At 62.3% G+C, this 24,468-nt stretch carries 23 protein-coding genes and 1 tRNA gene; 7 read left to right on the top strand and 17 right to left on the bottom strand.

What is annotated here, in order from left to right:
- Positions 1-43: 43 nt before the first annotated feature.
- Entirely contained in the window at positions 44-2,617 is a 2,574-nt protein-coding gene (locus tag ASE85_RS21690; protein ID WP_056693894.1) for a TonB-dependent receptor, read from the top strand.
- 183 nt (positions 2,618-2,800) lie between these two features.
- Here ASE85_RS21690 and mtgA read toward each other — a convergent pair whose 3' ends face one another.
- Both mtgA and ASE85_RS21680 read right to left on the bottom strand, forming a co-directional pair.
- Positions 2,801-3,496: a monofunctional biosynthetic peptidoglycan transglycosylase gene (gene mtgA, locus ASE85_RS21685; RefSeq protein WP_056693892.1), complete on the bottom strand. Its 696-nt coding sequence runs from the start codon at positions 3,494-3,496 to the stop codon at positions 2,801-2,803.
- A gap of 33 nt (positions 3,497-3,529) precedes the next feature.
- Complete coding sequence (locus tag ASE85_RS21680; RefSeq protein WP_056694169.1) at positions 3,530-4,822, bottom strand: MFS transporter; 1,293 nt, start codon at positions 4,820-4,822, stop codon at positions 3,530-3,532.
- A gap of 89 nt (positions 4,823-4,911) precedes the next feature.
- Here ASE85_RS21680 and ASE85_RS21675 point away from each other — a divergent pair, with 89 nt between their 5' ends.
- Both ASE85_RS21675 and ASE85_RS21670 read left to right on the top strand, forming a co-directional pair.
- On the top strand, positions 4,912-5,481 hold the full coding sequence (locus tag ASE85_RS21675) for a TetR/AcrR family transcriptional regulator (RefSeq protein ID WP_056693888.1): 570 nt from the start codon (positions 4,912-4,914) through the stop codon (positions 5,479-5,481).
- Complete coding sequence (locus ASE85_RS21670; protein ID WP_056693885.1) at positions 5,478-5,951, top strand: GNAT family N-acetyltransferase; 474 nt, start codon at positions 5,478-5,480, stop codon at positions 5,949-5,951. The genes ASE85_RS21675 and ASE85_RS21670 overlap by 4 nt, the downstream gene beginning before the upstream one ends.
- A gap of 245 nt (positions 5,952-6,196) precedes the next feature.
- Here the strand turns inward: ASE85_RS21670 and rpoH are convergent, their stop codons facing one another.
- Positions 6,197-7,108 carry an RNA polymerase sigma factor RpoH gene (rpoH, locus tag ASE85_RS21665; protein ID WP_056693882.1) on the bottom strand — a complete coding sequence of 304 codons (912 nt, stop codon included), beginning with the start codon at positions 7,106-7,108 and terminating at the stop codon, positions 6,197-6,199.
- A gap of 73 nt (positions 7,109-7,181) precedes the next feature.
- Positions 7,182-8,135, bottom strand: coding sequence for an RluA family pseudouridine synthase (locus ASE85_RS21660; RefSeq protein ID WP_056693879.1), 954 nt, complete (start codon positions 8,133-8,135; stop codon positions 7,182-7,184).
- 17 nt (positions 8,136-8,152) lie between these two features.
- Between ASE85_RS21660 and ASE85_RS21655 the strand changes: the two genes are divergently transcribed.
- Both ASE85_RS21655 and ASE85_RS21650 read left to right on the top strand, forming a co-directional pair.
- Positions 8,153-8,554, top strand: coding sequence for a M67 family metallopeptidase (locus ASE85_RS21655; protein ID WP_056693876.1), 402 nt, complete (start codon positions 8,153-8,155; stop codon positions 8,552-8,554).
- A 96-nt stretch (positions 8,555-8,650) separates the two neighbouring features.
- Positions 8,651-9,307, top strand: a complete 657-nt coding sequence (locus tag ASE85_RS21650; protein WP_056693872.1) for a histidine phosphotransferase family protein — start codon at positions 8,651-8,653, stop codon at positions 9,305-9,307.
- A gap of 45 nt (positions 9,308-9,352) precedes the next feature.
- On the opposite strand, the gene ASE85_RS21645 is transcribed toward ASE85_RS21650, so the two are convergent.
- From ASE85_RS21645 to map, 4 genes are all read right to left on the bottom strand, one after another.
- Positions 9,353-10,414, bottom strand: a complete 1,062-nt coding sequence (locus tag ASE85_RS21645) for an NAD(P)H-dependent flavin oxidoreductase (RefSeq protein WP_443018565.1) — start codon at positions 10,412-10,414, stop codon at positions 9,353-9,355.
- Between the two features lie 81 nt (positions 10,415-10,495).
- Entirely contained in the window at positions 10,496-11,908 is a 1,413-nt protein-coding gene (glnA, locus tag ASE85_RS21640; RefSeq protein ID WP_056693867.1) for a type I glutamate--ammonia ligase, read from the bottom strand.
- 110 nt (positions 11,909-12,018) lie between these two features.
- A complete protein-coding gene (locus ASE85_RS21635) occupies positions 12,019-12,357 on the bottom strand; it encodes a P-II family nitrogen regulator (protein WP_056693865.1) in 339 nt (112 codons plus the stop codon).
- A gap of 244 nt (positions 12,358-12,601) precedes the next feature.
- Positions 12,602-13,432, bottom strand: a complete 831-nt coding sequence (gene map / locus ASE85_RS21630; RefSeq protein ID WP_056693863.1) for a type I methionyl aminopeptidase — start codon at positions 13,430-13,432, stop codon at positions 12,602-12,604.
- A 79-nt stretch (positions 13,433-13,511) separates the two neighbouring features.
- Here map and ASE85_RS21625 point away from each other — a divergent pair, with 79 nt between their 5' ends.
- Entirely contained in the window at positions 13,512-14,273 is a 762-nt protein-coding gene (locus tag ASE85_RS21625; RefSeq protein ID WP_056693859.1) for a competence/damage-inducible protein A, read from the top strand.
- 7 nt (positions 14,274-14,280) lie between these two features.
- On the opposite strand, the gene ASE85_RS21620 is transcribed toward ASE85_RS21625, so the two are convergent.
- From ASE85_RS21620 to ASE85_RS21590, 7 genes are all read right to left on the bottom strand, one after another.
- Positions 14,281-14,667 carry a c-type cytochrome gene (locus ASE85_RS21620; RefSeq protein WP_082462973.1) on the bottom strand — a complete coding sequence of 129 codons (387 nt, stop codon included), beginning with the start codon at positions 14,665-14,667 and terminating at the stop codon, positions 14,281-14,283.
- Positions 14,668-14,828: 161 nt separating this feature from the next.
- Positions 14,829-14,904 (bottom strand) — tRNA-Lys (locus tag ASE85_RS21615).
- 106 nt (positions 14,905-15,010) lie between these two features.
- The gene (gene rodA / locus ASE85_RS21610) at positions 15,011-16,123 is read right to left on the bottom strand and encodes a rod shape-determining protein RodA (protein ID WP_056693856.1); all 1,113 of its coding nucleotides are present in this window, start codon (positions 16,121-16,123) and stop codon (positions 15,011-15,013) included.
- Positions 16,120-18,192 carry a penicillin-binding protein 2 gene (gene mrdA, locus ASE85_RS21605; RefSeq protein ID WP_056694160.1) on the bottom strand — a complete coding sequence of 691 codons (2,073 nt, stop codon included), beginning with the start codon at positions 18,190-18,192 and terminating at the stop codon, positions 16,120-16,122. Before mrdA ends, rodA begins: the two co-directional genes overlap by 4 nt.
- On the bottom strand, positions 18,189-18,716 hold the full coding sequence (gene mreD, locus ASE85_RS21600; RefSeq protein WP_056693853.1) for a rod shape-determining protein MreD: 528 nt from the start codon (positions 18,714-18,716) through the stop codon (positions 18,189-18,191). The genes mrdA and mreD overlap by 4 nt, the downstream gene beginning before the upstream one ends.
- Positions 18,713-19,627: a rod shape-determining protein MreC gene (gene mreC / locus ASE85_RS21595; protein ID WP_056693851.1), complete on the bottom strand. Its 915-nt coding sequence runs from the start codon at positions 19,625-19,627 to the stop codon at positions 18,713-18,715. Before mreC ends, mreD begins: the two co-directional genes overlap by 4 nt.
- 17 nt (positions 19,628-19,644) lie before the next feature.
- The gene (locus ASE85_RS21590) at positions 19,645-20,691 is read right to left on the bottom strand and encodes a rod shape-determining protein (RefSeq protein ID WP_024019606.1); all 1,047 of its coding nucleotides are present in this window, start codon (positions 20,689-20,691) and stop codon (positions 19,645-19,647) included.
- 160 nt (positions 20,692-20,851) lie between these two features.
- Here ASE85_RS21590 and mutL point away from each other — a divergent pair, with 160 nt between their 5' ends.
- Positions 20,852-22,645: a DNA mismatch repair endonuclease MutL gene (gene mutL / locus ASE85_RS21585; protein WP_056693846.1), complete on the top strand. Its 1,794-nt coding sequence runs from the start codon at positions 20,852-20,854 to the stop codon at positions 22,643-22,645.
- A 6-nt stretch (positions 22,646-22,651) separates the two neighbouring features.
- Here the strand turns inward: mutL and ASE85_RS21580 are convergent, their stop codons facing one another.
- Both ASE85_RS21580 and ASE85_RS21575 read right to left on the bottom strand, forming a co-directional pair.
- On the bottom strand, positions 22,652-23,116 hold the full coding sequence (locus tag ASE85_RS21580) for a MaoC family dehydratase (protein WP_056693842.1): 465 nt from the start codon (positions 23,114-23,116) through the stop codon (positions 22,652-22,654).
- 61 nt (positions 23,117-23,177) lie between these two features.
- Positions 23,178-24,449 (bottom strand): alkaline phosphatase family protein, encoded by a 1,272-nt coding sequence (locus ASE85_RS21575; protein ID WP_056693839.1) that lies wholly within the window; start codon positions 24,447-24,449, stop codon positions 23,178-23,180.
- Between the last annotated feature and the right edge of the window lie 19 nt (positions 24,450-24,468).

Here is a 24,468-nt window from a genome sequence, read left to right as displayed (position 1 = left end):
AGAGGTGTGGCTCGCGCCACTCTTGAAAAGGGACAAGGGTCAAATGAAGAAATTTCTGATGGGCAGCGCCGCGATCATCGCCGTCGCCAGCCCCGCCATTGCATTCGCGCAGTCGACCGGTTCGGATGATTTCGACACCATCGTCGTGACCGGCGCAACCGTCAGCCAGGGCGTCGGCGGCATCAAGATCCCTGACTCACCCAAGGCGAAGGTGGTACTGGGTCAGGAAATCATCCAGGCTCAGCGCCCCGGCCAGACCATCAACGAAATCATCAACCTTGTACCGGGCGTCAGCTTCACCAACAATGACCCCTGGGGTTCATCGGGCGGCAGCTTCACCATCCGCGGTTTCAGTTCGGATCGTATCTCGCAGACCTTTGACGGCATCCCGTTGAATGACTCGGGCAACTATGCCGTCTACACCAACCAGCAGGTCGATGGCGAACTCATCGAGAACGTCAACGTCAACCTCGGGTCGACCGACGTCGACAGCCCGACGGCCGCAGCGGTTGGCGGCACCGTCAACATCAAGACGATGGAGCCGAGTGACGAATATGGCGTCCTGGCCAGCGTCAGCTACGGCAACATCCTTGCCGACGGCGCGGGCGATCGCCCCTATTTCCGTATGTTCGGCGTCGTCAACACCGGTGACCTGACCGGTCATGGCACCAAGGCCTGGTTCTCGGCCTCGCGCCTGCGCAACGACGCCGCCTTCGCCAACTATGGCAAGGTGTCGAAGCAGCAGTATAACGCCAAGATCTGGCAGGACATCGGCGACAACGGCGATTTCATCGCGCTGTCGGGTCACTACAACCAGAATCGCAACAACTTTGGTGGCTCGCCGCTGCGCGCCAACGCGATTACCGGCGACAAGTCGGGCCGTTTCTACAATATCGGCAGCACGGCTACCGGCGGCGGCTATCCCTGCAATGTCAGCGAAACCAGCACGCCCAACACCTGCGGCACCGAGTTCGAGCGTCGCTTCAATCCGTCCAACACCGGCAATGTCCGCCTGAACTCGAAGTTCACGCTGACCGAACGTCTGACCTTCTCGGTCGATGGCGCTTATCAGTGGGTGAAGGCCAATGGCGGCGGCACCACCAGCGCCAATGAAACCTCCTTCACCGATGCGACCGGGTTTACCGGTACCGGCAACTATAATGGCAGCTTCTACTTCGGTCGCGACCTGAACGGCGACGGTGTGCTCGGTCGTGTCACCGTGCTTCAGCCCAGCCAGACCAACACCCGCCGCTGGGTCGGTATCGCGAACCTTGCCTACGAAATCAGCGACGCCCACCGGGTTCGCCTGTCGTACAGCTACGATCGCGCCCGTCACCGCCAGACCGGCGCTGCCGGCTTCCTGGATCAGGGCGGCACACCGTTCGACGTGTTCCCGATCAACGATCCGATCACCGATGCCGCCGGCAATGTCCTGCAAAAGCGTGACCGCAAATCGATCGCAGAACTCAATCAGATCGCTGGCGAATATCGTGGCCAATTCTTCGAAGATCAACTGACCGTGCTCATCGGTGGCCGTCTGCCTTTCTTCAAGCGCGAGCTGAACCAGAATTGCTTCACCACCAGCTCGGGTGGCTTCGTCAACTGCGTGCCCACCGATCAGGTTGCAGACTATATCGCAACGCACCCGTACAGCTATGACGCGACCACGGGCAAGGCGACCGGTTCGGCTCTGCCGCAGGCGCGTAAGCTGAAGTACGACAAGTTCCTGCCCAACGTAGGCGCGACCTTCAAGATCACGCCGGAAATCAGCATCGCGGGCAGCTATGCCAAGAACATCTCGGTGCCCAGCACCGACGCGCTCTACAACGCCTTCGTGTTCCCGGCGGACAGCGACTCGGCCTACCGTGTCGCCGAGACCTCGGACAGCTTCGACGCCAGCATCCGCTACACCTCGTCGAAGGTGCAGGCTGCCGTCACTGGCTGGTATTCCAAATATAAGAACCGCCTCGTCACCGCCTATGACATCGACGGCAACGGCACGGACACCAACCTGGGTCCGGTGAAGAAGTACGGCATCGACAGCAGCATCTCGTACAGCCCGATCAAGGAAGTGACGGCCTATCTGTTCGGTTCCTACATCAAGTCGGAAATCCAGAATGACGCAGTGACCGGCAGTTGCGCCGCCGCCAGCGACATCGCGCTGGCCGGCCTGTGCTACATCCAGGACGGCGTTGCGTATCTGCGCACTGGCGGCAAGCGTGAGCGCAGCGCACCGAAATATCTGTTCGGTGGTCGCCTCCAGGGCAACTTTGGTGACTTCACCATGGGCGTTCAGGCCAAGAAGACCAGTTCGCGCTACATGAACGACATCAACGGCGAAGTGCAGTCGGTCACGCTGACCGATGGCACTACCAAGATCATCGCGCCCGGCGCCAAGTTCGGTGCCTACACCGTCGTCGACATCGACCTGCGCTACTCGCTCGCCAGCCTCGGCATGGAAAAGGGTGCGATCCAGCTAAACGTCAGCAACCTGTTCGACAAATTCTATGTCGGCTCGTTCAGTGGCGGTCTGGACACGTTGGCCAGTTCCTCGTCGGCCTTCGTGAACTTCGGTTCGCCGCGCGCGATCAGCGCCTCGCTCATCATCGGCTTCTAAGCTCGATCCACATCGCGAACAGAAAAGGGCGGGGAGCAATCCCCGCCCTTTTTGCGTGCTCGCCGTCCCGCTGTCCTATTCGCGCGAACCGGCCTATGCTCGGCACCGGCACTGTCCGATAGGATCAGGCCGACGCAACTTCATGTCAAAATCTGCGGGAAATGTGCGAAGTTAAGCGGCGGTTCAGCGCAGGCAGCTATCCAGCCCGTCCCGCTGAACCACGCCGATCCGCGCCGCGATCGTGTTGCCATAGCGCCGGGTAAAGCCACTCGGCGCCACCGCAGCCCGCTTCTTGGGCAGCGGCAGCACGGCGGCAATCCGTCCCGCCTCGGCCCGGTTCATCCTGCCCGCGCCATGATGGAAATACCGGATCGACCCGGCCTCCACGCCATAGGTGCCGATCCCCGTCTCCGCGACGTTCAGATAGACTTCCATGATCCGCGTCTTTCCCCAGATCGCCTCGATCAGGACGGTGAACCATGCCTCCAGCCCCTTGCGCACGAAACCGCCGCCCTGCCACAGGAAGACATTCTTCGCCGTCTGCTGGCTGATGGTCGATCCGCCGCGAATGCGTCCGCCACTGGCGTTATGGATCGCCGCCTTGGCGATCGCGTCCACGTCAAAACCGTGATGGCTACAGAATTTGCCATCCTCGCCAGCGATCGCCGCCCGCGCCATGTCCGGGTCGATCTCGTCCAGCGAAGTCCAGTCCTTGGTGATGCCATTGGGGTCGAACAGCATCGTCAGCGTCACCGGCGGCGGCACGAAGCGATAGATCACCACTATCAGCAGCGACAGGGCGATGAAACCGAGCAATATCCTGACCGGGATCATGATCCAGCGGGCGCGGCGGCGGGGCGATGCAGTGGGTGCTTTCATGCGCCCGTTGGTAGCGCGCCCGCCTTGCCCGTATCAAGCGGTCGCGAGCGTCCCGCGTCGCTGATCGCGATTGATCAGCAGCACCATCGCCGCCCCGATCAGGCAGAGGATGCCCGCGCCGATAAAGGCGGGCATATAACTGGCCCAGGCCGTCCGCGCCAGACCGCCGCCCAGCGCCGCACTCGCCGCGCCCAACTGGTGCCCGGCGAAGATCCAGCCGAAGACGATATTGGCCCGCTCAGGCCCGAAACGCTGCGCCGTCAGCTTCAGCGTCGGCGGCACCGTCGCGATCCAGTCGAGGCCGTAGAAGACCGCGAAGAGCGACAGGCTGTAGAGCGAAAAGTCGCTGAACGGCAGATAAAGGAGGGAGAGGCCCCGCAGGCCATAATAGACGAACAACAGCCAGCGATTGTCGAACCGGTCGCTCAGCCAACCCGATCCCAGCGTACCGAAAAAGTCGAAAAAGCCCATCATCGCCAGCATCGACGCCGCGCCTACTGCCGCCAGCCCATAATCGCCGCACATGGCGATGAAATGCGTCTGGATCAGGCCATTGGTGCTGGCGCCGCAGATGAAGAAGGAAAAGAAGAGAATCCAGAAGGTCGGTACCCGCGCCGCATCCCGCAGCACATGGATCGGCATGACCAGCAACGCGGCCAGACTGCCGGGCTGGGGCGGGGCCGCCTGAACCTCGCTTTCGCCATAAGGCGCCAGACCAAGGTCCGCCGGCCGATCCCGCATCAGCAGGATGACCGCAATACCGGCCACCATGATCGCCCCGCACACCAGCAGCAGCGCGGTGCGCCAGCCATGCGTTTCCGTCAACCCGGCCAGCAGCGGCAGGAACACCAGTTGCCCGGTCGCGGTACTGGCCGACAGCAATCCCATCACCAGCCCGCGCCGCTGCCCGAACCAGCGTGTCGCCACCGTCGCGCCCAGCACCATCGCCGTCATGCCGGTGCCCAAGCCGATCACCACGCCCCACAGCAGCACCAACTGCCATAGTTCCGTCATGCCGAGCGACAGCAGCAGGCCGCCGATCACGATGGATAGCGAAATCAGCATCATCCGCCGCACGCCAAAGCGGTTCATGAACGCTGCCGCAAATGGTCCCATGCCGCCGAACAGCAAGAAACGGATCGCCAGCGCGCCGCTGATATCCGCTGCGCTCCAGCCAAACTCTTTCTGCAACGGTATGATGAATACGCCCGGCGCTCCTACCGCGCCCGCCACGACCAGCATGGTCAGGAATGTCGCGCCGACCACCGCCCAGCCATAATGGATATTCCGCACGGACAGGCGGCGTGCAACATGAGTCGACAGCATCAACTTCTCCCGTTCGGGCGACAATCGGACTGGCGTTAAATGATGAACATCATATATAAGGTCAAGAGGCCAATGCAGGAGAGCCGGATATGAAGGTCAGCCGCGATCAGGCCGCACGTAATCGGGAGAAAGTGGTCGAGACAGCGTCTCGTCTGTTCCGGGCGCGTGGCGTGGATGGCGTCGGCATAGGCGAGGTGATGCGCGAATGTGGCCTCACCCACGGTGGATTCTATAATCAGTTCGGATCAAAGGACGCACTGGTCGCCGAAGCCTGCGCCGCCTCGCTCGTCAACAGCGCCGTCCGCTGGCGCAGCATCGTGGCTGAGGCGGAGGTGGGGGAACGCGATGCTCCCACCGCCATCGCCGCACACTATCTCAGCGCCCGCAACCGCGATGCCCCGGAAACCGGTTGCGTGCTGATCGCTCTGGGGTCGGATGCCGCCAGGCGCGGCGGCGATCTTGCGGGCGCCTTCCGTCAGGGGTTTGAGGAACTCACCGCCATCCTGCAACAGGAGGGCTCGGACATGGACCGGCAGGAAGCGCTGGCGCGCATGGCGCAGATGGTCGGTGCCATGCTATTAGCACGGGGCGTCGCCGATCCGGCACTGTCCGAAGAGATACTCGCCGCCGCCCGCCGCGCCCTGAACGTTCCGGCATGAGTGATTGGCGTCCCATGGTTGCGGCGGACATTCCTGCCGTCGCCGCGATCTCTGATGCTGTTCATGGCGATTATACCGAACAGGCGGCCGTCTATGTCGAGCGCCTGCAACTCTATCCAGCGGGTTGCTGGCTGCTGGAACGGGATGGCCAGGCGATAGGCTATCTGATCAGCCACCCTTGGGCGGGCCGGCGACCGCCGCCATTGAACCGTCCGATCCAGGCGTTGCCCGAACCCGCCGATCATTATTATCTGCATGATCTCGCCCTGCTACCCGATGCGCGAGGCAGTGGCGCGGCTCAGGCCGCGATCGGGATTGTGCAGGATCAGGCGCGAAGGGCGGGCTATGTGCGGATCGCACTCACCGCCGTCAATGGGGCAGACGCCTTTTGGACACGAAATGGCTTTACCGCGCTGACCGATGCTGAACCCTACGGAAGCGATAGTCTCGCGATGGAGCAGTGGCTCTAAGAGCGACGGCTTCTGACAGGGTTCGATCAGAGCCAGTACCGTCCATCCGGCCCCACGCAGCCGTGGGGCGGCAACTGACCGGCGAAGCGCGCCTGCATCTTGATTGTGGTGCAAGGGAAGGGGACGGACACCCTGCCGCTACGTTTGAGAACGATCACTCCTGTTGACCAATCGTCACCCGCGAACCGTGACAACAAAAAAGCCCCGGATCGCTCCGGGGCTATTTTGTTGTCATGTCGGACCGATCAGGCCAGCGCAAACCGCGCCATCTTACCCAGCTTGTCGCCGGCAATGCGCATCATCGCCTTTTGCAGCTTCTCGAAGGCGCGTACCTCGATCTGGCGCACGCGCTCGCGCGACACGCCATAGACCTGGCTCAGTTCCTCCAGCGTCTTTGGCTCTTCGGCCAGACGACGTTCGGCCAGGATATGCTTTTCACGATCATTGAGATCGGTCATCGCCTCGACCAGCATTTCGTGACGCTGGGTCTTTTCCTGCTCCTCAGCCACGCGCTCGTCCTGAAGCGGATCATTGTCCTGCAACCAATCCTGCCACTGGCCTTCGCCATCTTCCCGCATCGGCACGTTGAGCGACGTATCGCCCCCCATCGCCATGCGGCGGTTCATGGACACGACGTCATCTTCGGACACACCCAGATGGGTCGCAATCTTGGTCACGTCCTCGGGACGCAGATCGCCATCCTCGAACGCTTCGATGTTATTCTTCATCCGGCGCAGGTTGAAGAACAGCTTCTTCTGCGACGCGGTGGTGCCCATCTTGACCAGCGACCAGCTACGCAGGATGAATTCCTGGATAGAAGCGCGTATCCACCACATGGCGTAGGTCGCCAGACGGAAGCCGCGTTCCGCCTCGAACTTCTTCACGCCCTGCATCAGGCCGATATTGCCTTCGGAAATCAGCTCGCTGACCGGCAGGCCATAGCCGCGATAGCCCATCGCGATCTTCGCCACCAGGCGCAGATGCGACGTGACCAGTTGGGCGGCCGCGTCAGGATCCTGATGCTCCTCGTAACGCTTGGCGAGCATATATTCCTGCTCTGGCGTCAACAGGGGGAACTTCCGTATCTCCGAGAGATAGCGGTTGAGGCTGGCTTCACCGCCTAGCGCTGGCACCGCAGGGACATTGCTCTTGGCCATGTCGTTACCTTTCCCTTTCATGCGCGGCGGAACCCAGAAGAGGCGTCCTGCGCCGTCGCAAACTTGTCAGAACCTATACGTGGAGCTGGCTTAACAGTTCCTGCATATCGCCAGGCAATACACTTTGAAACATAAGCCGTTCGCTCGTTACCGGATGTATGAACCCCAGGCTTTTGGCGTGCAATGCCTGCCTTTTGAAACCCAGCGTTTCCAGTATTGATTTGAAACCTTTTCTTTCTCTACCGTAAACCGGATCACCGATCAAGGGGTGGCCGATATGGTGCATATGGACGCGAACCTGGTGTGTACGGCCGGTTTCCAGTCGACATTCGACCATCGCCGCGCCCTTCAACCGTTCCACCATGCGATAATGGGTCACGGCATGTTTGCCCCGGCCTTCCCGATGAACCGCCATCTTCTTTCGATCAGCGTCGGACCGGCCCACCCAGGCATCGACCGTGCCGGTACCGGGAACCGGCACGCCATAGACGATCGCGGCGTAGAGCCGTTCGATGCTGTGATCCTTGAACTGGCGTGCCAGCCCTTCATGCGCCTTGTCGGACTTGGCGACGACCAGCAGGCCGGACGTATCCTTGTCGATGCGATGGACGATGCCCGGCCGGGCCACGCCGCCAATGCCAGATAGCTGCCCCTGACAATGATGCAGCAGCGCGTTGACCAGCGTCCCGTCCAGATTGCCCGCTGCCGGATGCACCACCAGCCCCGCCGGCTTGTCCACCACGATCAGGTCGGCATCCTCATGCACGATGGTCAGCGGAATGTCCTGCGCCACCGTATCCAGGGGCACGGGCGCGGGCAGGGTGACGGTAAAGCTCTGGCCAACGGCAACCTTCATGGACGCATTGATCTTCGAGACGTCGGGCGACGCCACCTGTCCCTCGCCGATCAGGCTCTTCAGCCGCTCGCGCGACAGGTCTGGCAACAGGTCCGCCAGCGCACGGTCAAGCCGCAGGCCGGCCTGCGCCTGACTGATAATCGCTTCGATGATGGAAACCCCCGGAACCATTGGTTACGGATGTAGGAATGATTGTAGGAATTTCAAGATCGTTGTTGGAACAAATCGTGGCCCTGGCCGCGGCGGACGCCTTTGAGGTGTGCGGCCTGCTGCTCGGCACCCCGGATCGGATAGAGGCGATCATCCCGGCCGCCAATGTTGCCGCCGATCCCACGCGCCACTTCGAACTGGACCCGGCAGCGCTGATCGCCGCGCATCGTACCGCGCGTTCGGGAGGGCGTGCGATCATCGGCCATTATCATTCCCATCCGTCGGGTGTAGCCGCTCCGTCCCCAACGGACGCAGCCTGCGCGACGCCGGACGGGAGTTTATGGCTGATCGTCGGGGCCGGAGAGGCGACTTTGTGGCGCGCCGGGCCGGGCACGGCGGTTAACATCCAATTCACCAAAATCCGTCTCGACAGTCGGTGATCTAAAGGCGGCAAGCCGGGCTTGCATCAGGCGTCCGTGCAGCGCATTAGCCAGATGAGCGCTTCCTTTCCTCCTAATCCGGCGACCCTGATCCGCATGACCCATCCGACCGACAGTATCGAATTTGCCAGCCTGCTTTGCTCGCGTCTGTGCCATGATTTGCTCAGCCCGGTCGGTGCGCTCAACAACGGGCTGGAACTGATGGCGGACGAAACCGATCCGGAAATGCGTCAGCGCTGCCTGGACCTGTTGGCTGACAGCGCCAAAACCTCGGCCAACAAGCTCAAATTCTTCCGCCTCGCCTTCGGGTCCGCCGGTGGCTTCGGTGATGCCGTTCCGCCGCATGAGGCTAAGGTCGCGATCGAAGGCATGTTCGCGACAGCCGGCCGCGTGAAGGTCGGCTGGCTGGTCGAAGAACAGATGCTCGACAAGCTGGCGGCCAAGATACTGCTCAACCTGGCGCTGATCGCCGGTGATGCGCTGGTGCGTGGCGGCCAGCTTGACATCGGTGCGGAAAAGCGGCCGGGCCTGACCGAGATCGTCGTGCGCGGTGAAGGGCCAAAGGTCGTGCTCGATCCCGACCTGCGCGGCGCGCTGGCCGGTACCCTGCCGATCGAAGGTCTGGCGTCGCGTACCGCTGCGGCATGGATGGTTCGCCAGATGGTGTTGGAATGCGGCGGTGAGATCGCCCTGTCGCCGCCGGGTGAGCCGGTGTTGCTGTTCGGTGCATCTATCCCGGATCGCCGGCCGTAAACGCGCCAAATAACTGTCCAACTCGCTGTCGCAGGCCCGTCGGCGTCAACCGCCGGTTCCCTGCATTTCCGCGACCAGCAGTTTCATCAGATAGGCCGCTGGCAACGCGCGGGCCAACGGCGCACCCTGTCCTGCCCATTGCGCGCCATAACCGCCTTCGCCTGCCGTCTTGGCCGCCTGATTGAGCGCTTTCCCGGCGTCATATGCGATCGGATAGTCTGGAATGGGCAGGCCGGCCTCCATACCCCATTGGGTAAAGTGATTGGGCAGGCAGCGAGCCGGGCGGCCGGATATCGCCCGCGTCAACGCTGTGTGATAGGCGGCCGGGCCGAACAGGGCTGCGCGATAGGCATCGTCCGTACTGCTTTCCGGGCAGGCGATGAAGGCGGTGCCCAACTGCGCTGCGGCTGCTCCCAAATCCAGCGCTGCCCTGATACCCCGCCCATCCATGATCCCGCCTGCTGCGATGATCGGCACGCCGGCCTGGGCCACAAGCAGGCGGGTCAGGGATAGCACGCCCAATTCCGCATCCGGCGCATCGGGATCGAACATGCCGCGATGCCCGCCAGCCTCTATCCCCTGCGCCACCACGGCGTCGATACCGGCCGCCTTGGCCGCGACCGCTTCGTCCAGATTGGTCGCGCTGGCCAGAAGCAGGCAGCCCGCCGCTTTCAAGGCAGCGATCGCCGCGGCGTCTGGCAGCCCGAAATGGAAGCTGACCACCGCCGGCCGCATTTCGACCAGCATGTGCAGCATCGCATCATCCTGCGCGAAGCTGCGATAGATCTCCCGCAATGCCGATGGCGGCGTAGCGCCGTGACGTTCAAAGAGCGGTGCCAGCGCCTCGATCCAGCGCCTTTCCACCTCCGGCTTCGGCCGGGCAGGCGCGTGGACGAACAGGTTGACGTTGAACGGACGATTAGTCCGCGCCCGTACTGCGTCGATCATCGCGCGCGCGCCAGCCGCATCCACAGCCCCTACGCCGATCGATCCCAATCCACCCGCCTCACTCACTGCTGCTGCCATGGTCGGAGTCGACACGCCGGCCATGGGCGCCTGGATGATGGGATGGGTGAGGCCAAGCGAGGCGAGTGTCATCTGGCACATGTGGGCGTTGAATGGCCAAAGGAAAAGGCCCGGCCGCATCGCTGCGACCGGACCTCCCCGAATTCAGTCCTGATCGACGGATCAGCTGCTGTAGTACATGTCGAATTCGACCGGCGAAGGCGCCATTTCCCAGCGATATACTTCGGGCCATTTCAGCTCGATATAGGCGTCGATCTGATCCTTGGTGAACACGTCGCCCTTCAGCAGGAACTCGTAATCGGCTTCCAGGCTGTTCAGCGCTTCACGCAGCGATGCGCATACGGTCGGCACCTGGCTCAGCTCTTCTGGTGGCAGGTCGTACAGGTTCTTGTCCATCGCAGCACCCGGATGGATCTTGTTCTCGATGCCGTCCAGCCCCGCCATCAGCAGCGCCGAATAGCAAAGATAGGGATTGGCCATCGCATCGGGGAAACGGAACTCGACGCGCTTCGCCTTTGTCCCCGCACCGTAGGGAATACGGCAGGATGCCGAGCGGTTGCGTGCCGAATAGGCCAGCAGAACCGGTGCTTCGAAGCCTGGCACCAGACGCTTGTAGCTGTTGGTGGTCGGGTTGGTGAAGGCGTTCAGAGCCTTGGCATGCTTGATGACGCCGCCGATGAAGTAAAGGCACATATCGGACAGGCCGGCATAGCCGTCACCGGCGAACAGCGGCTTGCCGCCGTCCCAGATCGACATGTGGGTATGCATACCCGAACCATTGTCCTGCGCGATCGGCTTGGGCATGAAAGTCGCGGTCTTGCCATAGGCCTGGGCGACGTTCCACACGACATACTTATAGATTTGCATACGGTCGGCGGTCTGCACCAGCGTACCGAACGTCAGGCCCAGTTCGTGCTGCGCGGCAGCGACTTCATGGTGATGCTTGTCGCAGGGCAGGCCCATTTCCAGCATGGTCGAGACCATTTCGGCGCGGATGTCCGTCGCGGGATCGACAGGCGCGACGGGGAAGTAACCACCCTTGGCGCGCGGGCGGTGGCCCAGGTTGCCACCTTCATATTCCTTGCCGGTGTTGGTCGGCAGCTCGATATCGTCGATCTTGAAGTAGCTCTGCGAGTAGTCATTCTCGAAGCGAACGTCGTCGAACATGAAGAATTCGGCTTCCGGGCCGACATAGACGGTGTCGCCGAAACCGGCCGACTTGACGAAGGCTTCGGCACGCTTCGCGGTCGAACGCGGATCGCGGCTGTACAGTTCGCCGGTGTCCGGCTCGACGATGTCGCAGAACAGGATCAGCATCGGGGTGGCGCTGAACGGATCGACATAGACGGCGTCCAGGTCGGGCTTCAGGATCATGTCCGATTCGTTGATCGCCTTCCAGCCTTCGATCGACGAACCGTCGAACATCAGGCCATCGGTCAGTTCATCTTCGCCCAGCACGCTCGACACCATGGTCAGGTGCTGCCACTTGCCCTTGGGATCGGTAAAACGGACATCGACCCATTCGATCTCCTTTTCCTCGATCATCTTCAGGATGTCTTTTGGCGTGTTGGCCATGTGAACTTGCCCTTCTTTCATAATACCCCCCCGAAGGGGTAGGTTGATATGCGTCCGCCAAGGCTCCTGGAGGTCTTCCCCCCTGCAAGCCGGCGAGAACCCTTTAAAAATCAGATGGCGTCGCTGTCCCGTTCGCCGGTGCGGATGCGCACGGCGCCTTCGATCGCCGAAATGAAAATCTTGCCGTCGCCGATTCGGCCGGTCTGGGCGGCTGAACTGATCGCTTCCACCACGCGCTCGGCCATGGCGTCATCGACCACGACTTCCAGTTTCACCTTGGGCAGGAAGTCGACGACATATTCGGCGCCGCGATAGAGTTCGGTATGGCCTTTCTGGCGGCCAAAGCCCTTGGCTTCGGTGACGGTGATGCCGGATACGCCCACTTCGTGGAGCGCTTCCTTCACCTCGTCCAGCTTGAACGGTTTGATGATGGCTTCGATCTTTTTCATCACTCGTAATCCCAACCCATGACGCACGTTCGGAATGCAGGCGCGACCTGCATTCCTCTCTCCTTCAAGGAACGACCGTCATGCCCCCCAAAGGCAGGCGCCGTTCCCCTTAACAATCAATTACCGTGCCAAATGGCGAATCGCTAGAACATGCTTTCGGCGATGCAGCAATCTTTGTCCATATTGCCCGGATTACGGGCAATATCATGACGGAATGCCTGTTTTTTGGGCAGCAATCCGATGATCAGAGCGAATAAGGCGGGCAATCGAAACCGGCGGGACTTTTGGTGAAAATCTCGCAGCCGGTTTCCGTGATGCCGATGCTATGTTCAAACTGGGCGGAAAGGGTACGATCGCGCGTCACGGCGGTCCAGCCGTCGTCCAGCATCTTCACGCCCGGCTTGCCGATGTTGATCATCGGTTCGATGGTGAAGAACATGCCGGGGCGCAATTCGGGGCCAGTACCGGGGCGGCCGATATGCACGACCTCCGGACTGTCATGAAAGACCTGTCCCAGGCCATGGCCGCAGAAATCGCGCACTACGCCATAGCGATGCTTTTCGGCATGACGCTGAATGACATCGCCGATGTCGCCCAGATGGTTGCCGGGCCTGGCTTTCTCGATGCCCAGCATCAGACATTCATAGGTAATCTCGACCAGGCGACGAGCCTTGATCGCGGCTTCGCCGACAATGAACATCCGACTGGTATCGCCATGCCAGCCGTCGACCAGCGGCGTGACGTCGATATTCAGGATATCGCCGTCCTTCAGCCTGTAGTCGCCCGGAATACCATGGCAGATGACATTGTTGAGCGAAATGCAGCAGCTATGGGTATAACCGCGATATCCCAGTGTTGCCGGCACGCCGCCGCCATCCAGCGTCATGCGTCGGACGATATCGTCCAGTTCACCCGTGGTCACGCCCGGCACCACATGCGGCACCAGCGCGTCCAGTATCTCGGCAGCGAGGCGCCCCGCCTTGCGCATGCCGGCAAAGCCGGATTCGTCATACAGCTTGATCGCGGTCGAGCGGGTGGTCGGCGTGTCTGCCGTCATCGTCATATATTCGGTCATGGTGCATTTATAGGCGCAGAGACGGGATAATGCGAGAGGGCGGCTAGGCAGGGCGGATGGGGCAGGCTATGGGCTGGCCATGGCCGATCCCACCCGCATCTGGACCGCAGCGCTGATCGTCATCGGCGATGAAATCCTTTCTGGCCGCACCCAGGACAGGAATGTCAGCCAGATCGGGATTTGGCTGGGGGTACAGGGCATTCGCCTTCGTGAAGTACGCGTGGTGCCGGACGTCCAGGACGCTATTGTCGAAGCGGTGAATGCGCTGCGTAGCCGCAATGACTATCTCTTCACTACCGGCGGCATCGGCCCCACCCATGATGATATCACCGTCGATGCCATCGCGGCGGCGCTGGACGTGAGCGTAGAAATTCACGAAGGCGCGCGCGCGATTCTGTCAGGCTATTACGAGACGCGCGGCGGCCTGACCGAGGCGCGGCTGCGCATGGCGCGCGTCCCGGCGGGGGCCGAACTCATCGAAAATCGCATGTCCGGTGCTCCCGGCATCCGCCATGGCAACATCTTCATCATGGCCGGGGTGCCCTCCATCACCGCTGGAATGCTCGACAGCCTGACCGGCAAGCTGGAAGGCGGCTTGCCGCTTCAGTCGGTAACGATCGGTTGCTGGGTCGCGGAAAGCGAGATTGCCGACCTGCTGGCCGCCACCGAGCGGGCCTATGAAGGCTGCCAGATCGGCAGCTATCCCTTTTTCCGCGAAGGCCGCACCGGCGCCAATTTCGTGATTCGTTCGACCGATGCGGTGATGCTCGCCACCTGCGCCGCCGACCTCGGTGCCGCGCTGGAACGCGGCGGCCGGGTCGTTACGGCGGGCGGGATCTGATCCCGCTTTATTTGGTGGCAGTCGCCAGATAGGCGATCAGGTTGGCGCGATCAGTGGCATTGGGCAAGCCGGCAAAGGCCATGCGATTGGCTGGCACCAAAGCGGTCGGCTTGGTCAGAAAAGCATCCAGGCTCTTGGCGTCCCACTTGATCTTCGCCTTCTGCATGGCTGGAGAATAGGTAAAGCCGGTCATGGTTCCGGACGTCCGACCGAACAGACCGGCAAGCGAAGGGCCCATCTTCTTTGGGCCGGCCTTTACATCGTGGCAGAGTGCGCACCGCGCGAACACGGCCTTGCCCTTTGTCGCATCCCCTGTCTGCGCTACAGCAGGCGTGACCGAGGTGCAAAGGGCTGCCAGAAGGAAAATTCCGGAAGTCGATGTGAGTGCATTCATAAAGCTTACCGTTGGTCCCTGTCTCATGGCGAGGGCATTGGCCCTTCTGCCGCATGCCGTTTTAGGCTGGGCTGTCTGAATGACGGTTTAAGCATCCACACGCATGTGCGAATTTCCCCACCGAATGAATTCAAGGGCGATGAGCGATATAAGAGGGAATATGGTGGACGCACTTGGGCTCGAACCAAGGACCCGCTGATTAAGAGTCAGCTGCTCTACCAACTGAGCTATGCGTCCATGCTGGGGCGGCTGTGCGCTCCGGCGTGGCGGGCTGTTAGCAGCCGATTGCGATTCTGCAAACAGTAAAATGCCTTCTGACAGAATTTTCCTACGCGCCTTAGGTTCAGCGCCAGTGTCCCATGCCCGAACGGCGCTTCCCGGCGCGATCGATCGCCATGATGATACCCACGCACAGCATCACGGTCAGCATCGACGATCCGCCATAGGACATGAAGGGTAGGGGGATGCCCACTACCGGCGCCAGGCCCATCACCATCATCAAATTGATCGCGACATAGAAGAAAATGGTCGTGGTCAGACCTGCGGCAGCCAGGCGCGCAAACTTGTCCTGGGTTCGCATCGCCACGCGAATGCCCCAGCGAAACAGCAGCATGAAGGCCAGGATCATCAGAGTGCCCCCCAGCAAGCCCCACTCCTCCGCCATTGTGGCGAAGACGAAATCGGTATGGCCTTCGGGCAGATAGTCGAGATGGCTTTGCGACCCCTTGAGGAATCCCTTGCCCCAGATTCCGCCCGAACCGATCGCGATCTTCGATTGGCTGATATGATAGCCAGCGCCCAGCGGATCGCTCTCTGGATCGAGGAAGATCAGCACCCGGTTCTTCTGATAGTCATGCAGGAAGCTGAAGGCGATCGGGATCAACGCCGCCACCGTCAGGCCCGAACCGATGAACAGACGGAGCGGCAGGCCTGCCAGGAACATGACCGTGATGCCGCCAGCAAGGATCATCGTCGCTGTGCCAAGATCGGGTTGGATCAGGACCAGCGCCCACGGCAATCCGATCAGCACCAGGGCGGGCCAGATGGCATTCCATCGCCGTATCTCGCCGACCGGCAGCATCGCATAGAAGCGCGCGACCGTCAGGACGATGATCGGCTTCATGAACTCGGACGGCTGCAACTGCATGAAACCCAGGTTGATCCAGCGCTGGCTGCCGCCCGCGACGCCGCCGATCAGTTCAACCAGAAACAACGCGATCAGCACGGCGCCATAGGCTGGGAAGGCGAAGCGGGCGAAGACCTCGACGGGAATACGGCTGAGGCCCAGGGCCATGGCGGAAAAGATACAGAAACGCACCGCCTGATTGACGGCCCAGGGGAATATACTGCCACTTGCAGCACTGTAGAGCACGACCGTGCCGAAGCCGGCGATGGCCAGCAGCAGCGCCAGGATACGCCAGGGAAATTCGGTCAGGGGCTTGGGAACGATGCTCATGGCGCGGCCGTGCTGTTGGCAGGCGGCGGAACATCATCGTCTTCCGCCGCTGCGGGAGGAGGCTGCGACGCAGCCGGTGCAGATGAATTCCCGCTTGCTGCGTTCATCGCATTGTCCGCCGGCGGTGGCACCTCGCCCTTCTCGATCGCCTTGGCAATGCGGAAAGACGCCATCTGGCGAGCCTGCCGCTCGGTCGGCGTGCCACCCCAGCCTTTCTCCAGTGTTTCCAGCTTCTCCATCGCCTTGGCCGGGTCGAACAGATAGGACAGCGTGTCGCTGGCGATCATCGGCGCGTCCTCATTGCGGATCATGTGCCCACCATGCTCGATGATGCAGGCGATGGCGTATCGCGGGTTATCGAATGGCGCAAAACCCTGGAACAGGGCGTGATCGCGCAGCTTGAATGCCAGAGAGCTATTGCCGCGCACGCCACCGGCGCGTTCCGCCATGGTGATGCGTCGCACTTGCGCGGTACCGGTCTTGCCTGCCACCATGACGCCGGGAATGGAACTGCGCGCCGCACCGCCGGTGCCGCCGCCATTGACCACCGCATTCATGGCGTCGCGGATCACCACCAGATGCTCCTCGCTCGCCCCGACCGATACAGGATCGGGCCGGGGTGCACCGAAGATGAAATTGGGCATCAATTGTTTGCCGGTCGCCAGCCGCGCCGCCATCACCGCCATCTGTAGCGGGTTGATCAGCATATAGCCCTGACCGATGGTGGCGTTCACCGTGTCATAGACTTGCCATTTCTGATTATATTTCCGTTCCTTCCACGCCGGGTCTGGTACAGTGCCATAACTTTGGCTGGGGAAGGGCAGGTCGAACTTCTGGCCCATACCGATACGTCGCGCCATGCTGGCGATCCGATCCATGCCGATGCGCTGGGCCATCTGGTAGAAATAGATATCGCAACTCTGGGCGATGGCGCCGCGCATGTTGAGCGAACCATGGCCACGCCGCTTGTGGCAATGGAAAAGCGTGTTGCCGACACGGATCGCACCGGGGCAGTTGATCGTCTCCTGCGGGCCAATGCCGGCCTCCAGGAGCGCCAGCGCCACCATCGGCTTGACCGTCGAGCCCGGCGGATACAGGCCCTGCAATGTCTTGTTACGCAACGGAACATGATCGTCCTTCGACAGCATCTCATATTCCAGATGGCTGATGCCGTCGGAAAAGCTGTTCGGATCGAAACTGGGCATGGACGCCAGCGCGAGCACGTCGCCATTATGGCAGTCGATCACCACGACCGAGCCGCTCTGCGTCGCCAGGCGACGGCCGGCAAATTCCTGCAAGCCCGCGTCGATTGTCAGCTTGATCGTGCGCCCCGGCGTGTCAATGCGCGTCGTCAGTTCCTGCATGATCTTGCCGCGCGCCGTCACCTCGACCCGCTTGGCGCCGGGCTTGCCGGTCAGGTGACGATCGAACGCCCTTTCCAGCCCGTCCTTGCCGACCTTGAAACCGGGCGTGATGAGCAGCGGATCGCGCCGCGCCTTATAATCTTCGGCCGTCGCCGGGCCGACATAACCCAGCAGATGGCCGACCGTCGCGCCGGCGGGATAGTGGCGCGAAAAGCCCTGGCTCGGCGCCACGCCCGGCAAGTCCGGCAGGCGCACGCTGATGGCGGCATATTGGTCGTAGGTCAGCTTGTCGGCAACCTGCACCGGGCGAAATCCGGCGGATTTTTCCAGATCCTCGCGGATACGGTCGACATCGTCCGGTTCCAGCTTGAGCAACTGGGCCAGATGCGTGATTGTGGCTTCGGCATCGACGATGCGTTGCGGGATGAGGTCGACGCGGAAGTCGGTGCGGTTGTTCGCCAACGGTCGCCCGTTGCGGTCGATGATCCAACCCCGTCGCGGCGGGATCAGCGTCAGGTTGACGCGGTTGCTTTCCGATAACAGGCTGTATTTTTCGTTCTGGACCACGCTGATCCAGGCCATACGCCCGACCAGCACGGCGCCGATCGCGCCCTGCAATCCGCCCACCACCATCGCACGGCGCGAGAAGGTGAAGGATTGGGTGGCTTCAGTAACGATCTTGCGCTTGGGAAACGGAAATTTCATGCCATCACGCGCCAGCGGTCGATCCGCGCGCATTGGCGGACGATGAAGGGAAACAACAATACCGTCCAGACCATCTGCGGCGCGACCAGGAAAAGCGTCACGTTACCTCCACCGGTGATCCGTGCGAAAAACAGGCCACCGGAGATGCAGAAGACAATGGCGAGGGTCGCGATTAGCCAGTCCTGACGATAGCTGCGCCACACCATGCGATGTTCGATCGTGTCTATGCCGATCAGCGCCACCGTCCACAGGAACATGGCCGATCCGATCGGCTGCCCGCTCATGACATCGTCGAACAGGCCGAGCGGCAGGCCAATCCATGCGCGCCAGAGATCCGCGCGCAACAACCGCCAGGCGAGCATCAGCAGCAGGCCGAAGGGGGGCAGGACCGGCGACTGAGCGATGATCGGCAGGGCTGTCAGGCAGGAGCCAAGCAACACGGTGATGATCGGCGTGCCTGCCAGCCGGAGGCGGGATGGGTGCCGACCCAGCCGTGGGACATGGTACAGGTGCGGATCAATCATGGTTGGGCGACGTTGCTGGCAACGGGTTCGTCCGCCACGTTGGGCGCCGCCGGGCCGGGGCGGGTCACTGCATCCTCGAATGCGCGTTCCACCACTACCGCATCGACGCGGGCGGGGTTGGCCAGCGGCACTGCATAGGCGATCTCGCCCTGCGCGCGAACAACGACTGCGACAGGTATATTGGGTTGATAGACGCCGCCGATACCAGATGTCACCAGCAGGTCGCCGGGCTTGAAGGGATTGCGTCCGGCCGTCAGTGCTCGCACCTCGACCGATCCGTCACCGAGGCCCGTCGAAATGGCCGGAATACTGTCATTGGCACGACGGACCGGCACGATATTGCTCGTGTCGGTCAGCAACAGCACTTCGGCGCTGTTGGGCATGGTGATGTGAATGCGGCCGATCAGGCCTTCGGGTGCGCGCACGGGCATGCCGGGCCGTACGCCCTGCCACCGTCCTGCGTTCAGTCGGGCAAACCGTCGGGCGCTGGTGGCGGAGGATGCGATCAGGCGGGCGGTCAGCACTTCGCTGGCATCGGCGTCGACCAGCTTGAGCAGCTTCTTCAGGCGCACATTCTCCTGCGCGACGCCCTTGGCCTCGATGATGCGGTTGCGGTCAGCCTCGACCTGCCGGCGCAGCGCGACATTCTGCGATCCGGCGCGCCAATAGGCGGCCAGCACTTCGTCCACCGAACCCACGCCGCTCACCATGCCTTTCAGCGCATTGGAAACGGGACGACTGACTTCGGACGTGGCGATGCGAATGGCGGCAAAGCCAGTGGGATCGAAGATCGCGACCACCACCAGCAGCAGGCCAATGGCCGCACCGGTCACCGCCACGACATAGCTGGCGAACAGGCTATATTGCGCCTTCCGGTTGATACCGGGGCGTCGGCTGGCTGGCCGCGCCATCTAATCGTCCTTCCCGATCAGGCGGTTTGCAGCACGCCCCGGAAGATCGGGTCTTCCATAGCGCGGCCCGTGCCAATGGCGACGCAGGTCAGCGGATCTTCGGCGATGGTTACGGGCAGACCCGTTTCGTCGCGCAGTTCGTCGTCCAGTCCCTTGAGCAGAGCGCCGCCGCCGGTCAGGACGATGCCCTGATCCACGATATCGGCGGCCAGTTCGGGTGCAGTGTTTTCCAGCGCGATCCGAACGCCCTCAACGATGGTGCTGATCGGTTCGGCCAGCGCATCGGCGATCTGGCCCTGATTGATGCTGATCTCCTTTGGCACGCCGTTGACCAGGTCGCGACCCTTTATATGGATCGTTTCGCCGACACCGTCTTCGGGCGGCTGGGCAACGCCGAACTGCTTCTTGATGCGTTCGGCCGTAGCTTCACCGATCAGCAGATTATGATGGCGACGCACGAAGCTAACGATCGCTTCGTCCATTTTGTCGCCGCCGACGCGGACCGATGTGGTGTAGGCAAGGCCACGGAGCGAGAGGACCGCGACTTCGGTCGTGCCGCCGCCGATGTCGACCACCATCGAACCGATCGGTTCGGTCACGGGCATGTCGGCGCCGATCGCGGCGGCCATCGGCTCTTCGATCAGGAATACCTGGCTGGCGCCGGCATTGCTGGCGGCGTCGCGGATGGCACGGCGTTCGACGCTGGTGGAGCCAGAAGGCACGCAGATCACGATTTCGGGCGCGCGCCAGGGGCTGTGCTTGCCGCCATGCACCTTGGTAATGAAATGCTTGATCATCTGTTCGGCGACGTCGATGTCTGCGATCACGCCGTCGCGCAGCGGCCGGATGGCCTCGATCGAATCCGGGGTCTTGCCCATCATCAGTTTGGCGTCGACGCCCACGGCCTTCACCCGCTTCACGCCGTTCAGCGTCTCGACAGCGACGACCGACGGTTCGTTCAGAACGATGCCGCGACCGCGCACATAGACCACCGTATTGGCGGTGCCGAGATCGATGGCCATATCCTGCGAGGAGAATTTGAAGAGACGCGAGAAGATCGACATGCCTTATCCTGTATCGCCCGCCGTCCCCGCGACGCGATAAGGGGAACGGTCGGAAGCTGTTCTGCTTGTACCGCAACCCGCTTGTTCCTTGCGCTTTGCAGTGCAAAAAAATCAGGATCGCGGCTCGCGGAAAGCGCTCGATTGGGCTAGTCCCTAATCAATGTCAATACGCCGTCTGCCCGAACATCTGGTCAATCGTATCGCTGCCGGTGAAGTGGTCGAAAGACCCGCCAGCGCGCTCAAGGAGATCGTCGAAAACGCTTTGGATGCGGGCGCGACTCGCATCGCGGTGCGCCTGTCCAATGGCGGGCTGGACCGGATCGAAGTGAGCGATGACGGCTGCGGCATGGATTCGGCCGACATGGCGCTGGCGCTGGAGCGCCACGCCACGTCCAAATTGCCGGATGATGCCATTGAAAATGTGGCTACCTTGGGTTTCCGGGGGGAAGCGCTTCCGTCCATCGCCAGCGTCGCGCGTCTCTCGATCGACAGTCGGCCGGTTGGGAGCGATGGCTGGAATCGTACGGTGGACAATGGGCAGTTGGTGTCGGAGGGGCCTGCCGCGCTTCCGCCTGGCACCCGCGTCACCGTGGAGCAACTGTTCGGCAAAGTGCCGGCGCGGCGCAAGTTCCTGCGATCGCCCAAGGCGGAATATGCCGCTTGCCTCGATATCATCCGGCGTCTCGCAATGGCACATCCCGCCGTCGCTTTTTCCGTCGAACATGATGGTCGGCGCGTGCTGGGCGTGCAGGGCGGGGAAGCGCGGGAGGAGCGGGTCGCCGCGCTGACCGATCGGGCGCTCGCCGACAATCATGTCATCGTTTCACTGGAGCGGGAAGGCGTGCAGCTTTCCGGCGTGGCTTCGCTGCCCACCTACAATCGCGGCGTTGGCGACCATCAATATCTGTTCGTCAATGGCCGGCCGGTGCGGGATCGCTTGCTGATCGGGGCGCTACGCGGCGCCTATGCAGACATGCTGGCGCGCGATCGCCATCCGGTCGTCGCCCTGTTCCTGGACGTCCCGCCGCTGGAGGTGGACGTCAACGTCCATCCCGCCAAGACGGAAGTGCGTTTTCGCGACCCGGCGATGATCCGGGGCATGATCGTGTCCGGCCTGCGCCGCGCGCTGGATGCTGAAGGGTTCCGGGCGGTGCAGCATGCCGATCCGGCAGCCTTGTCCGCCTGGAAGCCAGAACCGATTTCGCCCACGCCGATCGGGTCGATGCCGATCTTCGAGGCGGCGGGGGCAGCGCCACCGCCCAGTTACAACCAGTTCGCGCCCAGTTCGTTCGCGGACCGTCGTTCGTCCTTCATCACGCCCCCGCCGCAGGCCCGCGCCGAACCGGCCGCCGCGCCAGCACCGGAAGGCCATAGCTTTCCCCTCGGCGTCGCGCGCGGACAAGTGGCGCGCACCTATATCGTCGCGGAGGCGGAGGATGGCCTCGTCATCGTAGACCAACATGCCGCGCATGAACGGCTGACCCTGGAACGGATGCGCCGTGCGATGGAGGGACAAGGGGTCGCGTCGCAGGCGTTGCTGCTGCCCGAAGTCGTCGAACTGGAGGAAACCGCTTGCGATCGGCTGGAAGCGCGGATCGCCGAACTCAAGGATTTCGGCCTCGATCTGGAGCGGTTTGGTCCTTCGGCGATACTGGTCCGTTCCGTCCCCGCCATGCTTGGCCAGTCCGACGTGCAGGGCATGGTGACGGATCTGGCCGATGATCTGGCCGCCTATGATAGCGCGCTATCACTGAAAGAACGGCTCGATCTCGTCGCGGCGACCATGGCCTGTCACGGCTCGGTCCGGGCCGGCCGTGTGCTGAGTGTTGCGGAAATGAACGCGCTGCTCCGCGAAATGGAAGTCACGCCGCGCTCTGGCCAGTGCAATCATGGCCGCCCGACTTGGGTGAAACTGGGCCATGGCGATATCGAGAAGCTGTTCGGGCGGAAATAGGTCGGTTCAAACCGGCCGTGTCCGCCACATGGCGATCGGGATCATCGTCAGGACCGGCTTTTCGTCCTGATTGAAGATCGTGACCTTGTTGCGGACGATCCCCATTTCCGGGCGGCTTTGCGACGCTTTCTTGTCGATTACTTCGCTGCGACCGCGCAGCGTGTCACCGGGGCGGACCGGGCGGAGCCAGCGCAGTTCGTCCACGCCCATCGCGCCCAGGCTGGCCGCCTGCCGCCCCGGATGCGCCTGCATCTCCGCCACGAACATCTTCATGAACAAGGCGGTCGTGTGCCAGCCGCTGGCCGAGATCGTGCCGAAGTGAGTGGTTGCAGCGGCTTCGTCCGACAGATGGAAAGGTTGGGGATCGAATTCTGCCGCGAAGCCGACGGTTTCCTGGCGCGAAACGGTGAGTGGCCCGAAGTCGAATCCGTCGCCGACTGCGATATCCTCGAAATAGACTATGTCTTCCATCCTCATCCGTCTCCACTTGCAACGGATGAGGATGTAAGCACGCCTTCCGTTTACGTCAATGTCAGGGCTTCACAAGTCCCTGCAACACTGCGGCATTGCCGTCCGACGCGACAGGCGTCACGCCGAGCAGCCGCGCCAGCAAGGGATAGACGTCGACATTGGCGAAATTGGGCGAAGGGTGAAATCCGGTATTGAAGGCAGGGCCGTTGGCAATGAACAACGCCTGCATTTCCGGCGCCCGGTCATCCCAGCCATGGTCGCCACCCGTGATGGGTTTCGACGGAGTGGTGCCCTGAAATACCCAGCCGGTTTCCGCGAGGCAGAAATAGGGCGGGATACGGCGATGCGTACCATAATGGAAACGGGCCGGAATTTCGCCCTTGCGCCAGCACTGCATGTGATCGCGCGGCCTGAACAGCGCTGCTTCCAGTGCCTTTTCATGGCCGGGAACAGCGACCAGACTGGCATAGGGGCCGGTTTCGACGGTGCGATAGTCGGCCGGATCGGCGATCTTGTCGATCGCGATCACCCGGTCGTTCGCCTTGGCCGCCATGCCATGATCGGAGACGATGACGATGTTGGCGTTCTGGCCCATCGCCTTCAATCCCGCGATGAGATCGCCGATATGCGCGTCGACGTCGGCCACGGCCTGGGTCGTCTGTGCCGCATCCGGGCCATTGATATGGCCGGCGGTGTCGACTTCATCGAAATAGAGGGTGACAAAGCGCGGCCGGATCGTGGCCGGGCGGCGTAGCACATCCAACACGCCGTTTACCCGTTGCGTCGGACTGACAGCCTCATTGAACTGCGCCCAGTCGCTGGGGCGCGATCCGTTGCTGATCGTGTAGGGCCATTCGGCCGCCCTGGTGCCACCCCATGCGACGTTGGAGCCGGGCCAGAACATGGTCGCAGTGCGGACGCCCTGTTTCTCGGCGGTGATCCAGATCGGTTCGGCCTCGTTCCACCAATAGGGGTCGTCGCTGGCCATGGTGAACTTGTCCTTGGGCCGGCTCTCATCTTCCATATTGTTGGCGACGATGCCGCTGCGATCGGGGCGGTCGCCGGTGACGATCGCCCAGTGATTGGGGAATGTCTTGGTGGGGAAGGACGGGCGCATCGACGCCTCCACCCCAGCCGCCGCCAGCGCGTTGAGATTGGGGGATACGCCGCGGGTCAGGTAATCGGGGCGGAAGCCGTCGATCGACACCAGCAGGGTCACTGGGGCACGGTGCTCTGCCTGCACTTTGGGGGCGGTGCGCTGCGTATCGACGGTAACGCAACCGCTGAGCGTGGTGACGGCGAGAAGGGCGGAGGCGAGATTACGGATCAGCATGGCGACTCTTGTTTTTGCT

Origin of the sequence: Sphingobium sp. Leaf26, from assembly GCF_001421665.1 — a bacterium.
Lineage (GTDB): Bacteria > Pseudomonadota > Alphaproteobacteria > Sphingomonadales > Sphingomonadaceae > Sphingobium.
This window is presented reverse-complemented; position numbering and strand designations above follow the sequence as displayed.